The sequence below is a fragment of the Vibrio marisflavi CECT 7928 genome, from assembly GCF_921294215.1.
Taxonomy (GTDB): Bacteria; Pseudomonadota; Gammaproteobacteria; order Enterobacterales; family Vibrionaceae; genus Vibrio; species Vibrio marisflavi.
Window position 1 is genome coordinate 614791 of sequence record NZ_CAKLDM010000002.1, and the last position, 14913, is coordinate 629703.

General features: G+C 41.4%; 12 protein-coding genes. 9 read left to right on the plus strand and 3 right to left on the minus strand.

Annotated elements, in window-relative coordinates:
• Window positions 1–50 precede the first annotated feature (50 nt).
• Complete coding sequence (locus L7A31_RS09595) at window positions 51–203, plus strand: hypothetical protein (protein ID WP_237361294.1); 153 nt, start codon at window positions 51–53, stop codon at window positions 201–203.
• Between the two features lie 318 nt (window positions 204–521).
• Here L7A31_RS09595 and L7A31_RS09600 read toward each other — a convergent pair whose 3' ends face one another.
• Together L7A31_RS09600 and sodB are read right to left on the minus strand one after the other, a co-directional pair.
• Entirely contained in the window at window positions 522–5225 is a 4704-nt protein-coding gene (locus L7A31_RS09600) for a hypothetical protein (RefSeq protein ID WP_237361295.1), read from the minus strand.
• 250 nt (window positions 5226–5475) lie between these two features.
• A complete protein-coding gene (gene sodB / locus L7A31_RS09605; protein ID WP_237361296.1) occupies window positions 5476–6060 on the minus strand; it encodes a superoxide dismutase [Fe] in 585 nt (194 codons plus the stop codon).
• 273 nt (window positions 6061–6333) lie between these two features.
• Here sodB and L7A31_RS09610 point away from each other — a divergent pair, with 273 nt between their 5' ends.
• Together L7A31_RS09610 and L7A31_RS09615 are read left to right on the plus strand one after the other, a co-directional pair.
• A complete protein-coding gene (locus L7A31_RS09610; protein ID WP_237361297.1) occupies window positions 6334–6669 on the plus strand; it encodes a Grx4 family monothiol glutaredoxin in 336 nt (111 codons plus the stop codon).
• 84 nt (window positions 6670–6753) lie between these two features.
• On the plus strand, window positions 6754–8685 hold the full coding sequence (locus L7A31_RS09615) for a DNA topoisomerase III (RefSeq protein ID WP_237361298.1): 1932 nt from the start codon (window positions 6754–6756) through the stop codon (window positions 8683–8685).
• Between the two features lie 6 nt (window positions 8686–8691).
• On the opposite strand, the gene L7A31_RS09620 is transcribed toward L7A31_RS09615, so the two are convergent.
• Window positions 8692–9378 carry an SDR family oxidoreductase gene (locus L7A31_RS09620; RefSeq protein ID WP_237361299.1) on the minus strand — a complete coding sequence of 229 codons (687 nt, stop codon included), beginning with the start codon at window positions 9376–9378 and terminating at the stop codon, window positions 8692–8694.
• Window positions 9379–9507: 129 nt separating this feature from the next.
• Between L7A31_RS09620 and L7A31_RS09625 the strand changes: the two genes are divergently transcribed.
• The 6 genes from L7A31_RS09625 to L7A31_RS09650 all read left to right on the plus strand — a co-directional run bounded on the left by L7A31_RS09625 (window position 9508) and on the right by L7A31_RS09650 (window position 14894).
• The gene (locus L7A31_RS09625) at window positions 9508–10431 is read left to right on the plus strand and encodes a histone deacetylase family protein (protein ID WP_237363542.1); all 924 of its coding nucleotides are present in this window, start codon (window positions 9508–9510) and stop codon (window positions 10429–10431) included.
• Window positions 10432–10504: 73 nt separating this feature from the next.
• The gene (locus L7A31_RS09630; RefSeq protein ID WP_237361300.1) at window positions 10505–10885 is read left to right on the plus strand and encodes a VOC family protein; all 381 of its coding nucleotides are present in this window, start codon (window positions 10505–10507) and stop codon (window positions 10883–10885) included.
• Between the two features lie 70 nt (window positions 10886–10955).
• On the plus strand, window positions 10956–11438 hold the full coding sequence (locus L7A31_RS09635; RefSeq protein ID WP_237361301.1) for an NUDIX domain-containing protein: 483 nt from the start codon (window positions 10956–10958) through the stop codon (window positions 11436–11438).
• Between the two features lie 601 nt (window positions 11439–12039).
• Window positions 12040–12909 (plus strand): response regulator transcription factor, encoded by an 870-nt coding sequence (locus L7A31_RS09640; protein WP_237361302.1) that lies wholly within the window; start codon window positions 12040–12042, stop codon window positions 12907–12909.
• Window positions 12899–14170 carry an MFS transporter gene (locus tag L7A31_RS09645; RefSeq protein WP_237361303.1) on the plus strand — a complete coding sequence of 424 codons (1272 nt, stop codon included), beginning with the start codon at window positions 12899–12901 and terminating at the stop codon, window positions 14168–14170. Before L7A31_RS09640 ends, L7A31_RS09645 begins: the two co-directional genes overlap by 11 nt.
• Window positions 14163–14894 (plus strand): class I SAM-dependent methyltransferase, encoded by a 732-nt coding sequence (locus L7A31_RS09650; RefSeq protein ID WP_237361304.1) that lies wholly within the window; start codon window positions 14163–14165, stop codon window positions 14892–14894. Before L7A31_RS09645 ends, L7A31_RS09650 begins: the two co-directional genes overlap by 8 nt.
• Window positions 14895–14913: the final 19 nt, after the last annotated feature.

Here is a 14913-nt window from a genome sequence, read left to right on the forward strand (position 1 = left end):
TTTTATGATAAAGTCCGGCCTGACTATATTGACAAAGATGTAGGTAAGTTATGAAAAAATTACTAGCAGGAGCTTCCATAGTGGTTGCTTCTTTATTGAGCGGTTGTGTTGTCGCTCCACCACCACCCGCGAGAACAGTAATCGTAAAGCCTGCTCCTAGGGCAGTCGTTGTTCGACCAATGCGCAGAGTTGTAGTTATTTAACGCAATTTATTAAAGGGATTTAAGCAAGTGATGGAAGGTATCTCAACTCTTAGAGCTCGTTCCAGCTGAGGTATAACCGATGTTGGAACGAGCTTTAATTTTCTGCCCCTAAACCATCTTCTGTTAAAGTGATGACCGTCCATTGGGGGTATCACCAAGGATACTCAAGTTCAAGAAGTGCTCGTTTGTAGCCAACAAATGAGGAAGAAAAGGGCATGAGCAATTATTGAACTGCATTTCATGTATATTACCGAAATTAGCACCACTCACAGCATGGTACTGATTATGATATATAAACATTTGAGACGGAATAATCACTTAGTCATTCTCTGCTAAATAATAAGCTAATCCCATGGAAAAGCCGACCATAGGCACTTGCATGAGTGCAGATGCAGGCGCTAAATATTCCGTAGGGTCGTCAGCACAGACCCATGCGAAATTAGTATACTTTCCTATGCTCGTAAAAATTGCTTGGACAATTTCTTCTGCTCCTTCTGTCCAGTTTGGGTCATTTATTTCAGATTCAGATCCAGCATACATTTGACCCACCATGTTTTCTAGCGCGAGAGTCGTAATTATAAAAGCGACAACCTGAGGGGGTAAGCTTGTGCCATTTAGCTGTAAGGCTCCTTTAAACATACTAAATAATGTCATCCCTAAGTAAAAAAGAGCACTTGAAGTTGATAGAGGTTCTGTATCCTCTGTTTGCAGTTTTATCACAAATTGAATAGCTGCAATTGAGCTAGTTAATATGTTATCAAGAAGATAGATAGGGTTGCTGCTAGTGTTGCTGTCGCCACTCAACTGTTTTGCTGTCCACACCAATCCATGCATATAACAATACAGAGCGCTAACAGAGTCGAAAGCAATTGTAGCTTTGTTAGCTGAAGTCGCTCCAAACCCTTCTTCAGCGGAATCTCCCGTTATATCGCTTAACGATGAATAGGACTTGCCTGTGTCTACATATAAAGTTACCCAGGTTGCTAGGGCTATCGGCCAAAATATCAGGTCAGTACCAGAAACTGTTAGATTATCGTGGTCACCTGATCCAATTCCGAACAACGCGAATATATCACCGATGAGTCCTAATTTTATAGTAAAGAGATCTTGGCTAATCATGCTTGTAATAAAGCTTGTGTCATAGCCACCATTATTGCTACCACTCTTAGATGAAAGGCTTACCTTTGTTAGTATTTCTAGTATCGGCTCTACAATATCTTCTGTATAGGCTGATGTTAAATTGCTAATATTGTCAGTAAAAACTTTTTCAACGCTTGAAGGGCTGTTTGAAACATTAGCAAGTAAAACTAGCAGTGATAGCATTTCTTCAGATTGTGTGTCAGTAAGGTTAGCTAGGATGTTGCTAATCATGTTGGCAAGGTCATCTTCAATATCTGAAATGTCTGAAATAGAAACATCAGGCACACCAAAGTCATCACTCATGGATGAGCTATTGGTTTTTTTCATTATTGGGTGAAGTAGGTAGTTGAGAAATGGATTGTTACTAATATTTTGTGATGCTTTATTTGTTGTTGCTTGCGCCGAGACAATGCTAGCAATATCACTTGATATAGTTGAAGAAGTAAATAAGCTGTTAGTGGAAGTTTGATTCGCTGAGCCAAAATAATTAGAAAAGGTATTATTTACAGCACTCATCCCGCTACTAATAGCCGAAGGTGGAGTGTTGATTAATGTCGAAAACTCAGTGGCTAAGCTGTTCTTTAGAGACTTAATATCTTCAAAGTACCGAAATAAAGAAATCAGCCAAATGATCAACTCAATAAACTGATACATGAATGACGCTTTGATGATAGTCTTCAGCACTTCGACGACGATGCTAGCGAATTGCTCAATAGAATCGATGGTTTCTTGCAGATCTTGATCGAGGCCGTTCACCGCTTTCATAATCGACTTGTCAATTTTTACCATATCACTGGCAGAAACATTGATGGCAATCTGTACTCCATTGCTAAGGTCACTGTACGCACTCTCTGACAAATGCTGCAAATGATGCAAAGCATCACTCACACCATGACAGACTTTGGAAAATGAGGTGCCGAATGTGTTTTCTTTGCTTGTAGCGACAGCAGACAAACCACCGGGGTTATTCGTCACCGTTCCACTGCTGTATGTAAAGGATGTAGTGTTTGACGCTGTTGTTTGCGTGCTCGATGATGAGGTTAAACAAAACAGTGGATTAAGTGTATCTGAACTAGCATCAGGGTACAGAGTTTGTCTTGTCACCCCCGGAATGATCAGCATATTGGTACCCGACTGGTTTAAGAAAGTGGCAGTCGGCTGCATTCCATCAGATGTTTTTTTAAAGCTGCCTTTGGTGCTGTAGTCCGGCCCAGTACTTGTACTATCAGAACTCACAGTGCTTTTACTATTGGCGATACTAGCGCCTGTGACATAGACATTGGTATCCATAAATGGAGTTGGGTTGGAGTCATTGGTTTGAACAGTTGTATCGGATGTGTTTCCCATTCGGTATTGAGCTTGCTCAGTGATATTAATGACTTGCCATGGGTAAGTGATGGCATCGTCTGCTGCAGCGATCAGGCCAATATCGGTGGAGGATGCTTCAAACTGCTTTGAGTTGACTAGTCGGGCATAAATATTCTGCCCAAATGTAGATGCTTTGAGGACAATGTTCGCTTGCTTAGTCGCTGGATCAACCTGCGCCATAAATGAGGCATACCGATTGATGTTGTGGCAATAATTGCTCACGGTATCTGTTACGGTGCAATCAGAATCGGCTCGAATTTCCAACATTAAATCTTGGTTGGCAGTATCACTTAGGCTAGCGATATTACCATCGCTATCGGCAGGTGAGAGTGTCAGGTGGTAATAATCACCAGTTGCTTGGTCTAATGTTGGGTCATATTCAATTTGACTGGCAATCTCATGACTATGCCACTTGCGTTCTAATAACGTGTTAATGGAACGGTAGAGGCCGTAGGTGTTGGTATCTGTAGCACCAAAAGTGGTGGAATCTGCCGTGGAGTCTGTCATCATGACGGAGCTAATATATTCGCTGTCGTGGTATGTGCGGCGAGGTGTAGTGATGTCGACGATACACCCAGATGCCAAGCATACGGCTTGTGCGGTACCATCCAGCGTGGAGCTGCTATTGGTTGACGTATTCGTATCAAAGGCCATTAACGTACTTAGTACCAGTTGGATCGGAATGGTAATGTCTTCATCCGTTGAGGATTTGTAGCAATTGCCTTCAATATAATGCCAATCGTAAGGTGTGTTTTTTACATAGCTAATTGGATTTGACTCAAAGTTTCTTACTGCTCCCGTTTCGTCATATGGGCCGTAAATAGGCTTGCCATAGGGTGTATCGCTGCTCGATGCTCTTTGCTGGCGTGCGAGGTAAAGGTTTTTGTTTTCATCCAATATGAAGTACCGCATTCCACCAAACTTGCTAAAGCAGCTCGATATTTTTTTTATGTCTCCATTACCTGTAATAGGTTCGGGTAGGCGCAAGGGGTAACTTGCTTTGTGATACCAGTGACCATTGCCATCAATGTGTTTTAGTACGACGATTGCGGGCATGGCAGCATTCGTCATTTCTAAAAGTTTGACATAGTAGACGTTGCCTTCAGAATCGGTGTACCTGTATAAGTCGTGTATGCTATTGACATCTTTCCAAACCCAATTCCAAGCGCAATATATTTCTCCGGAAACATTAGGAGCGTAGGATTGTGGTTTATTTTTAGCGTGGTCATTGTCATCTTTAAATTCAGTATAAGTGCAAGTCGTTGGGAAGCCTGCAGACACTGACTTTGATGAGTCGACTTTTGAAAACTCGTAAGATTGAGTCACTAAGTAAGTATTGCCATCTTTGTCATTAGTGGTTTGGTTCCCGTAGACCACCGTGCGAAGCACTCTATTCTCGCTGCTGTTCCAGTCGATATGAACAACCGGTGCATCGGAGGCGTTGTTGGGATAAAAGACTTTGCTCGATGATAGGTAGCCTTCAGGTGTCATAGTGAGGATATGAGCCCCATTTCCTTCATTAAACACAATGTGTTGGTAAGAAGTTTTTTCTTCAAATACGCCTGATGAGGTATATCCAGAGTTTACAAAATGTCGAACACTCGAATAACCAGTATTGATATACATTGATGAAGCGTTTTTAATAGTCCATTGATATTCGCCTATCGTATCTGGTGTTATTGTGAGCGTGTCACTTGGCGCTGTTGAGGTAACAGTACCATAAATCAAATACCCATCTGACTTGCCTTGATTGAGCTCTACATAAAGTAAACACCTGGCTGTAAACTCCAGGTCACCGTTATCATTAACTACACCCACATTGTTGGCCCCGGCGATTGAGCTAAATAGTCGAATAGTACTTGGGCCATCGGAAGTTGGCGCATCAACGGTGATACCACTTTTTATAACTATCCGTTCCAAGCCTTCTGTTCTAGCACCATTTGTAACCGCTCCGATAGGGTGTTGGTAGTGGACTAAATCCCATGTGCTTTGTGTATCGGTCGTACTTACTTCCTCAAGTTGAACAAAATCGTTGAGTGCAAACGCATGTCCGTTGTCACTAAAGGTGCTTTCAATTGGATTTGAAGAGGTGAGATCTGACTGCATTCGTATCGCACGTGCAGATGAATCAATCGTACAATGTAAATAGGTCGTATCTGGTGGAATAACAGACTCGCTATAAACCGTATCTGAAAATAACTCTGTCCCGTAGACTATTTGTGTTGCGGTTGGGCCTTGAGCCGGAGTGTAATTAGTCGCCCCAAAAGTTTGCTCAGAATTATCTTTGTTTGGATACTCACTGCCCAATTCTTCAGCAATAAGCCCATAAGAGAATAGACCCGAACTTATTAAAGGAGTAGCAACTAGAATAGCAGCGGTACCTTTCAAACATCTGCGCTTTGACTCTACATGTTGAAAACAATCTACTTCTTTTGGAGTAAGTTTATCTAGCTTCAGTGCTTTTTTTATCGCCTCAGTGATTTGAGTTCTTACTTTAGTGTTGAATGGATTCATACTGCACCTCATAACGTTGCTTACATCAATTGCATATTCAATTAAGTAAATTAATACTACTGATAGCACGTAATGGATGTGTCAGTTTGCATATAAAAATAATTAAGAATATTAATCTTTTCGTATCAAGTTGTTGCGGGTGATAGGTTTTCTGAATGAGTGTGAGTGAAGGGGCAAACTTAACTAATGCATTAAATGAAAAAAGCCTGCAAATGCAGGCTTAAGAATTATTTATAATTAACCCTGTTAATTACTTCGCTAGGTTTTCTGCTACGAATGACCAGTTAACTAGAGCCCAGAAACCATTCATGTAGTCTGGACGCACGTTGCGGTAATCGATGTAGTATGCGTGTTCCCATAGGTCAACAGTTAGAAGAGGAGTCACACCTTCTTCTGTTAAAGGAGTCGCAGCGTTAGAAGTGTTAACGATGTCTAGAGAACCATCCGCTTTCTTAACAAGCCAAGTCCAAGAAGAACCGAAGTTGTTGATTGCTGAGTCAGTGAACTTAGCTTTGAATTCTTCGAATGAACCGAAAGCTGCGTTGATAGCGTCTGCTACAGCACCAGTTGGTTCGCCACCTGCGTTAGGCGCTAGGCAGTGCCAGTAGAAAGTGTGGTTCCAGATTTGCGCTGCGTTGTTGAATACACCGCCAGTTGAAGTTTTGATGATCTCTTCTAGAGACTTACCTTCAAATTCAGTACCAGGAATAAGACCGTTTAGCTTAACAACGTAAGTGTTGTGGTGTTTACCATGGTGGAAATCTAGTGTTTCTGCTGAGATATGAGGTTCTAGTGCGTCTTTAGCGTAAGGAAGAGCTGGTAGTTCAAATGCCATTGCTCGATTCTCCATATAGATGAAAGAGTTAGTACTTTCGATTGCTTCCGAAATTTGTTTTTATTGAGTCAATGTGACTGACTTGCGATACAGTTTAGCAAGTTTTTACTTTATTAAAAGGGTAAACCGAGGAAATTTATTGTTTGATTTCGCACTATACTTTACTAATGATAATTACAAAAATTAAACCATAGAGAATCTAAGCTTTTTATTCTCGTCTAATGGTTTAGAATAGCGGGATTAAGTGTCGTCCATTTGTACAACGAGGAAGCAATGGAAACTATAGATAAAATTAAACAGCAAATCGCAGAAAACCCAATTCTTTTATACATGAAGGGCTCACCTAAGTTGCCTAGCTGTGGTTTCTCTTCTCAAGCATCTCAAGCTCTAATGGCTTGTGGCGAAAAATTTGCTTACGTTGATATTCTGCAAAACCCAGACATCCGCTCTGAGCTTCCTGTATATGCACAATGGCCAACTTTCCCTCAGCTTTGGATTGAAGGTGAGTTAATTGGTGGTTGTGACATTATTCTAGAGATGTTCCAAAAAGGCGAACTTCAGCCGCTAATCAAAGAAGCTGCTGAGAAAATCGAACAAGACGCTGAATAATACTGTATAAAATTACAGTTTTTCTTGTTTTAGGGCTACAATTTCAATATTGTAGCCCTAATTATTTCTGCTCAATAAATTTTTATGACTCGCCTTTTTATTGCTGAAAAACCTAGCCTTGGCCGAGCAATCGCCGCTGCACTGCCCAACCCTCAAAAGAAAGATCAAGGTTTTATCCGGTGTGGAAATGGTGATGTTGTCACGTGGTGCATTGGTCACTTGTTGGAGCAGGTTGAACCAGATGCCTATGATGAGCGATATAAAAAATGGAACATTAACGATTTACCCATCATTCCACCTCAATGGCAGTTGAGACCGCGTAAAACCTCAAGTAAACAGCTGACCGTCATTCGTAAACTGCTGAAAGAGTCTTCTACTATTGTTCATGCAGGAGACCCCGACCGTGAAGGGCAGCTACTTGTGGACGAAGTGATTGATTACTGCAAAGTCAGCAAGGCCAAGAAAGAAAATATTCAGAGGCTGCTGATCAGCGACTTGAACTTGCCTGCGGTTAAAAGAGCACTTGATGGGATGAGAAGTAACCGGGAGTTTGTCCCATTGTCGGTGTCGGCGTTAGCGCGATCTCGCGCAGACTGGCTATATGGTATGAATATGTCTCGGGCATTCACTTTGCTTGGACAGAGAGCGGGTTATCAAGGGGTGCTTTCAGTCGGTCGAGTGCAGACTCCTGTTCTTGGCTTAGTGGTGAGAAGAGACGAAGAAATAGAAAATTTTGTCGCTAAAGATTATTTTACCTTACATGCTCTCATTCCGTATCAAAGCGAACATAGCAGCTTTGATATCAGGGCTAAGTGGCAGCCAAGCGAAGCTTGTCGACCATGGCAGGACGAAGAAGGGCGGGTGCTTAATCGTAAGTTGGTGGAAAACGTTGCAAGCCGTATTGCAGACCAGCCAGCAACCGTTATGGAATCAGAACACAAGAAAACCAAACAGCAACCGCTATTACCTTACTCTCTTTCAGCACTGCAAATTGATGCTGCGAAGCGATTTAGCATGAGTGCTCAACTCGTGCTTGATACATGCCAGTCATTGTATGAAAAGCATAAACTAATTACCTATCCTCGTTCTGATTGTCGATATTTGCCAAGTGAGCACTATGCCCAAGCATCCAGCGTGGTCGGAGCCATTTTTGGTAGCTCCAAGGAGTTATCAGAGTCAGGAGCCAATGCTGATCTTCGTTTGAAATCCAAAGCGTGGAATGACAAAAAAGTCGATGCTCACCATGCAATCATACCGACACCTAAGACAAAGCCAGTAGAGACACTTTCCGCTAATGAAGCAAAGGTTTACCAGTTGATCGCTAGGCAGTATTTAATGCAGTTTTTCCCAGCGGCTATTTACGCTGAGAGTAAGCTAGTTTTTGATATAGCTGGAGGCAAGTTCGTTGCTCGCGGTAAACAGTTATTTTCTTCTGGTTGGAGAACTTTGTTAGGCAAGCAGGTTGAAGAAACGGATGATACTGTTGACAAGGTTCCAGCACTAGAAAAAGGTACTCAGCTGATTTGCCGTGAAGGCGAAATCAAAGACTGTAAAACTGAGCCGCCAAGGCACTTTACCGAATCTACTTTGTTGTTAGCAATGACAGGAATTTCTCGCTATGTAGAAGATAAAGAGTTGAAAAAAATCCTTAAGGAAACAGATGGACTCGGAACAGAGGCTACTCGGGCGGGTATTTTGGATACGTTATTTAAGCGTCAATTGCTGTCGAGGCAAGGGAAGTCGATTATAAGTACCGAAGCTGGTAGGGGGCTGATTCATGCGTTGCCAATGGAATCAACTTTGCCTGATTTAACTGCTCATTGGGAGCACCAATTGCAAGCAATGGCGGAAAGAGACCAGCCTTATCAACCTTTTATGGATACTCTGGTGGAGCGTGTTACTGAGTTAATGACTCAAGCAAAAACGTCGCCTCTGCCTGAGTCTTTACGTCACTTGCCACAGGTGAAACGCCCAGCATTTAAGAAAAAGCGCAGGGCAAAAGCAAGCAGAAAGTAACGTTAGTTACCACGGAATGGTGGAGCCATCATAGTTAATAAACGTACCAGACTGTTGGGCTGTTGCTGAATCTATCACTTTTGTCAGCCCTCCGACTGAAGTTTCAGTTTCAATAAGAGCATTTGGTCCGCCCATTGCTGTTTTGACCCAACCGGGATGTAATGCTAAAACAACAAACCCGTCATCAGCTAAATCGATACTCAAGCTTTTAACTACGGAGTTCAAAGCCGCTTTTGAGGAGCGGTAGATATATCCACGACCAGATGAATTGTCGGCCATGCTGCCGACTTTTGACGAGAGGCAGGCAATTTTCTTAACTTGGCCTTGTTTTAGAAGTGGTAGAAAGGCTTCGACGATTTTAAGTGGAGCAATCGTATTGGCTTCAAAAACTTTTCGCCATTCTTCAACATCGGTTTCGCCCAAAGAATAGCCTGATGGACCATAATATCCCGCATTGTTTATTAGCAAGTCGATTGCTGGAAGGCTTGTAGCTAGCTCTGAAATGGCCTGATAATCAGTAATATCGACACGGTGGCAAGTTAGGGAAGGGGATTGGTTTTCCAATTCAAGCAATTCTTGCGCTGCATTTTCATTGCGATATGTAGCGTGAACTTGCCAACCATTGTTTAGGTAATATTTTGTGAGCGCTAAGCCGATACCACGGCCTGCTCCTGTTATAAATACAAGACTCATTTATTAGCCCTTTACTTTGACGTAGGCTGTTCATTGTGCGACTGGAGTGGTGGAAAATCAATATTGAAACGGCTCGATTGAACCTATAGCATAATGCGAGTTCTTTCTAACAGTCACTTCTTCAACTCTATGATTCCATTGGTATATCATCCTATATATTCCGATCTCCCTCTCCCTAAAGGTCACCGCTATCCAATAAATAAGTACCGACTACTGCACCAACAGCTTGTACAGCGAATGGAGCAATATGATAACTGGAATACGGCATTTCAAATTTTTCAGCCTCAACCGATTACTATTGAGGAAGTTAACCGAGTTCATAGTTCTGAATACGTCTCTCAATTGGCTAACGGCTCATTGCCACTGGCTAAAATTCGAAGAATTGGCTTTCCTTGGAGTGAGCAATTGGTACAGAGGACACTGACTTCTGCGGGCGGAACTTGTTTAGCGGTCGAACTAGCAGTGGAGTATGGCATCGCAATTCACTTAAGCGGCGGGTATCACCATGCACATTATGACTTTGGAAGTGGGTTCTGTCTTTTCAATGATTTGGTACTTGCCGCCAACCATGCACTTACCCATGAGAACATCGACAAAGTTCTAATTATCGACAGCGATGTACACCAAGGTGACGGTACAGCCACCCTTTGTGATGCTCGAGATGATATCGTGACACTTTCATTTCACTGTGAGAAAAACTTTCCAGCTCGAAAAACTCATTCCGATATTGATATCGCTTTGCCAAAAGACATTTCGGATATGGAGTTCTTAGATAGCTTTAACTCGGTGGTTGAAATGTCGGTTAACTTACATCAACCGGATCTCATTATTTATGATGCGGGCGTCGATATTCATAGTGATGACGAGCTTGGCTATTTCAATGTATCAACACAGGCAATTTATCAAAGAGATCAATTTTTGCTGAAGCTAGCGAAAGAGAAATCAGTTCCAATTGCTTGCGTAGTCGGCGGTGGTTATCGCTCTAATCACGCAGATCTGATACCGATCCACATGAAGCTGATTCAGGCTGCTTTAGATATCTCGGAAAATTAAATCGAAGGTTTATATCGTACTGCTCAATTTAGACTATCTTGAAAGAGTGTTTTAACAGGCAGAGGATAACTCCATGCAATCTAACCCTATTGTTTGGTTTGAAATTTATGTCGACGATTTACCTCGAGCAAGAAAGTTCTACGAGTCGGTACTTAACGTTGAGTTGCAGGCTATAGAAAACACCACCAACATAGAGCTCGAGATGTGGGGCTTTCCGGGAAATACTGAAGGTTATGGGGCAACAGGCGCGCTGGTTAAAATGAAAGATGTGAAAGCTGGTGCAAATAGCACGCTAGTATACTTTGCTTGCGAGGATTGCAGCGTAGAAGCTGCCAGAGTTGAGCTTGCAGGAGGCAGTCTACAAGCACCTAAGTTCCCAATTGGTGAACATGGCTTTATTGCTATCGCTACAGATACTGAAGGAAACACTATTGGCTTCCATTCGATGAATTAGCTTCTTGTATTGAGTTGATTGATTCTTTGACCAATCACAGTTTCCACTATTCATAAACTGAAGGAAAAATATGCAGCATCGTATTCGCTCCGCTGGGATATTACTGTCTGGAAGCAAAATCTTAATGTTGAAAGTGAAAGATTTTTCAGGTGATTACTGGATCCTACCCGGAGGTGGGTTTGAAGCAGGGGATAGAAGCACAAAGCATAGCTTAGAAAGAGAGTTTGAAGAAGAGACAGGGTTGGTTGTAGAAGTTGGCCCGCTGGTTTGCGTTAGGGAGTTTTTAGAAACTAGCCAAAACAGGTACAACGCGGAGTTTTTCTACTGCATTACTGATTATTCAGGGGAGCTAACTTTGTCTAATTTGCAGGGGCTGAATGACGAAGAGTTCATTCAGTCTGTGCAATGGGTTGAGCTCTCTGAGTTAAAAGACAAAAGAATTTATCCTCATGACTTAGCTACCACGGTTATGGACATAATTAAATCAAAACGGTTTTCCACTCATTTAGGAAGTTTCGTTCAGGGAAACGCTGATAGCCATAACCAATTATAATTAATTATTTGCTAGTACTACTTATTAGCAAGCTGAATAATTAATGTATTGACTAATATTATTCATCCAGAAAATATAAATGTATATTTTGATAGGCACGTTATCTAACTTGGGTGGATTATTAACATGAAAGCAATGTTTTTATATCTTACGGCTGAATTCTAACAAAAGTATATTTACTGAGTATTTGCTCAATAGTGGTAACTGAGTTTCAGCTATCTAAATATATAGGTTTTCTATAGTGTTTAGTAAGTATCTAAAAAGGACTATAGAAACTACTAATGCAGATTTTAACCTCTTCTGGTTTTTTATTTTTTCTTCTTCAGTATTCTGGTTCGTGCTTTTTGTTGTCTTATCATCATGAAAGTTAAAGGTTAAATGAGTCTTGATATGCTTTGCTAGCTTGGTTAACTCGAATGTGTAAGGCTCGGTAGAAATTTGCAATATATAGAAACATAAATATAATTGCTTGCCTGCATAGCACAGAAACTAACCATTAAAAATATCTTTGATTAAAGAGGAATATATAAATTCCCACAGTCAATAAGTTGCTATTGCATGAAACGTCGAAATGTCACGGCTATGGATATGGAGAGGTTTAGTGGATAATCCAGCATTCGATCATGTAGAAACGGTTAAGCGATTATCAAGTAGGCTATATAAAAGATTAGGTATTATCGCTTTTACATTTTCAAGGGTATATAAAGATGGTTCGCGTTGTGAGCTGTGGAATGACCTTGATGCGCTAAAGTACACATTTATTAAGACGCAAAACGTAGAAAAGATATATACGCCGCCTTTTTTTGGTAATCGAACTTTTGCTATCTACGACATCGTGCTGGAAAACTTTCCATCGCGGGCTAGAAACAAAATGGCTAAACACCTAAAAGGGCTAGAAAGCACTTTTGACTATGCAAATTGCATTGTACTGATTGATTATCAAGAAGAGTATACAGAATATTGTATGTTCTATACGCATAGAAAAGAAAAGCAAGCAATCAATCGATATTTGAACGACTTGGAGTACCTCAAGTCCTTCAGGCGCTTTTTTAGGCATATGGCAAAGGATTGTATATATGAAGTGAGTACTGACAAGATAATGAAACCTTGGATTCATGGTTCTGATGCTCAGAAGGCTCACGATGGCCTGATTGTAGATTTAGGCGCACCAAAAGAAATTTATACAGGCTCAAATAAGAGTATAGAAGTACCACTCAAAGTAAAAAATCTTATTACTGGCTTCGAGAACAGTAACGTAGCAGGTCATTCCGATAGTTTGGTTCGGTTAACCGCTCGGGAAAAAGAAGTGTCAACTTATGTTATGGATGGCTCAACTGCAAAGGAAATTGCAGAGGCACTGTGTATTTCGCCTAAGACGGTCGAAAAACACATATTGAATATCAATAACAAGTTCGGCACTAACCGTCGAGCGACATTAATCTCAGAACTGAATAGATACTATGATAGATAAAGAAAAGAAGAAAATCGTGTGGACTGGCTTTGTCGGGACGTGCTTGGAGTGGTTCGACTTTGCGATATTTGGTGTTATGTCAGCCATTTTGGCGACTAACTTTTTCCCAGATGACTCAGGTCCTGTTTCCCTAATCAAAACCTTTGCTGTATTTGCGTCAGGCTTTTTAATCAGACCAATTGCAACCTTTATATGGGGCTACTTGGGCGATAAGCATGGTCGAAAAAATACAGTGGTCTTTACTGTATTGTTGATGAGTATTGCTTCATTAGGGTTAGGCCTATTGCCGAACTTTGAGTCTATCGGTATCGCATCGACTGTACTTCTTGTGGCTTTCCGAATGATTCAAGGTTTTGCATGTAGTGGCGAGCATTGTGGAATGGTGACATACCTATATGAATTGTTGCCAGGTAAAACTCAATCTAGAGCTTCGAGTATTGCAGTATCAGGTGTATACATTGGTATGGCTATGGCGACGCTCATCGGTTTGATTCTTCACGCGGGTTTAAGCAAGCAAGAACTGTATGCTTGGGGCTGGAGAGTTCCATTTATTCTCAGTGGTTTTGCTGGTTTAGCGAGCTTCTATATTCGTAAGAAAATGGTAGAAACAGCTGAGTTTCTGAACGCCACTGATAAACAGCGCCTAACAGTAAAGGAGTGGTTTAAGCTAGTATTCAACAACAAATACAGAATGCTATTAGGCATCGGTGCTTATCAATTAGCGGTTCTTATCCCTTATATTGCGTTTGTATTCGTAGTTTCTTATGTAGAGAAAAATCAACTTATACCAGTAGATCAACTTTATGCGTCAAACCTGATTAACTTGATTCTATGTGGTGTGTTCGTTTTTCTTGCGGCGAAAGTGTGTGATGCTTTGCCAAAGCAACGTGAAAATATCCAAATTGTCGCGGCATTGGCTTTATTGGTTGGTACACCATTCCTTTTCGAAAGCCTGAAGCAAGGCAATATCGTTCACTTCTTCTTTGCGCAGTTGTACTTTGGTTTCACAGTGGCGTTTTTGGTTGGTCCGTTTATGACAACTGCGGCGAAGCTGTTTGATGTTAAAGTCCGCTACACTGGAGTTTCTGTCATCATGAACATTTCTGCTGCCGTTTTTGGGGGAATGTCTCCGGTTATTTTATCGCTTTTCGATACAACTAAATCTCCTGAATTGTACTCAGTGATGTTTATCATGGCTTCAGCTGCGATAAGCCTTGTTTGTATTAGTGCCAACAAAAAGGTTTTGCTGAAAAATGTTTGATAAATACGGCTTAGAGGCCACTCACAATAGCTTTGGTTTCATGCATACGCTATCACCGATGGGTAAAGCGTTTATTGAGTACTCGTCTCAAACACTAGAAAAGCCATTGCTGGATATCGGCTGTGCTTTCGGTGTAACCACGCTACCTTGCCTAGAAAATGGCGCTAAAGTGGTTGCGTGTGATATTGAGCAATCTCATTTAGATGAATTGAAGCGAAGAGCGCCTCTGCAGCACCATGAAAACTTAACGCTCCAGCTAGGACGTTTCCCTGAAGAAATGGACTTTGCTGAAGGTTCATTTTCAGGCATTTTTATCTCACATGTTTTGCCTTTTTTGTCAGAGCAAGAGCTAAAAGATGGCTTTCAAAAAATAAGCAAATGGCTTGCTCCAGGAGGCAAGCTGTTTTTACTGTGTTACTCACCATTTCATAAAACTATGAGCGATTTTATTCCAACCTATTTGGAGCGAATTAAGACAACTAAGACGTTTGCAGGGCTGGTTGACAATAAGCGTGACTACGAATCGAATGAAATCGTGAATGACGATTTGCCAGATCGTTTGATGCTATTTGATGTACCGACAGTTGAGCATTTGTTTGAATTGGCAGGGTTGGATACTGAGTTGTGTGAGCATATCGGTGGTGTGGAAAATGGTGTACCAGAAATTTTTTGCCTCGATGGCAGAGAGTGGGTTGGTGCCATAGGTGTGAAACCACAAGCCTAGTCACGTCCAATAATTGTAG

What these genes read in the sequence shown, in the direction of transcription:
- L7A31_RS09595 (WP_237361294.1), top strand. Translation starts at nt 51, where the DNA reads ATGAAAAAATTACTAGCAGGAGCTTCCATAGTGGTTGCTTCTTTATTG.
- L7A31_RS09600 (WP_237361295.1), bottom strand. Translation starts at nt 5,225, where the DNA reads ATGAATCCATTCAACACTAAAGTAAGAACTCAAATCACTGAGGCGATA.
- sodB (WP_237361296.1), bottom strand. Translation starts at nt 6,060, where the DNA reads ATGGCATTTGAACTACCAGCTCTTCCTTACGCTAAAGACGCACTAGAA.
- L7A31_RS09610 (WP_237361297.1), top strand. Translation starts at nt 6,334, where the DNA reads ATGGAAACTATAGATAAAATTAAACAGCAAATCGCAGAAAACCCAATT.
- L7A31_RS09615 (WP_237361298.1), top strand. Translation starts at nt 6,754, where the DNA reads ATGACTCGCCTTTTTATTGCTGAAAAACCTAGCCTTGGCCGAGCAATC.
- L7A31_RS09620 (WP_237361299.1), bottom strand. Translation starts at nt 9,378, where the DNA reads ATGAGTCTTGTATTTATAACAGGAGCAGGCCGTGGTATCGGCTTAGCG.
- L7A31_RS09625 (WP_237363542.1), top strand. Translation starts at nt 9,508, where the DNA reads ATGATTCCATTGGTATATCATCCTATATATTCCGATCTCCCTCTCCCT.
- L7A31_RS09630 (WP_237361300.1), top strand. Translation starts at nt 10,505, where the DNA reads ATGCAATCTAACCCTATTGTTTGGTTTGAAATTTATGTCGACGATTTA.
- L7A31_RS09635 (WP_237361301.1), top strand. Translation starts at nt 10,956, where the DNA reads ATGCAGCATCGTATTCGCTCCGCTGGGATATTACTGTCTGGAAGCAAA.
- L7A31_RS09645 (WP_237361303.1), top strand. Translation starts at nt 12,899, where the DNA reads ATGATAGATAAAGAAAAGAAGAAAATCGTGTGGACTGGCTTTGTCGGG.
- L7A31_RS09650 (WP_237361304.1), top strand. Translation starts at nt 14,163, where the DNA reads ATGTTTGATAAATACGGCTTAGAGGCCACTCACAATAGCTTTGGTTTC.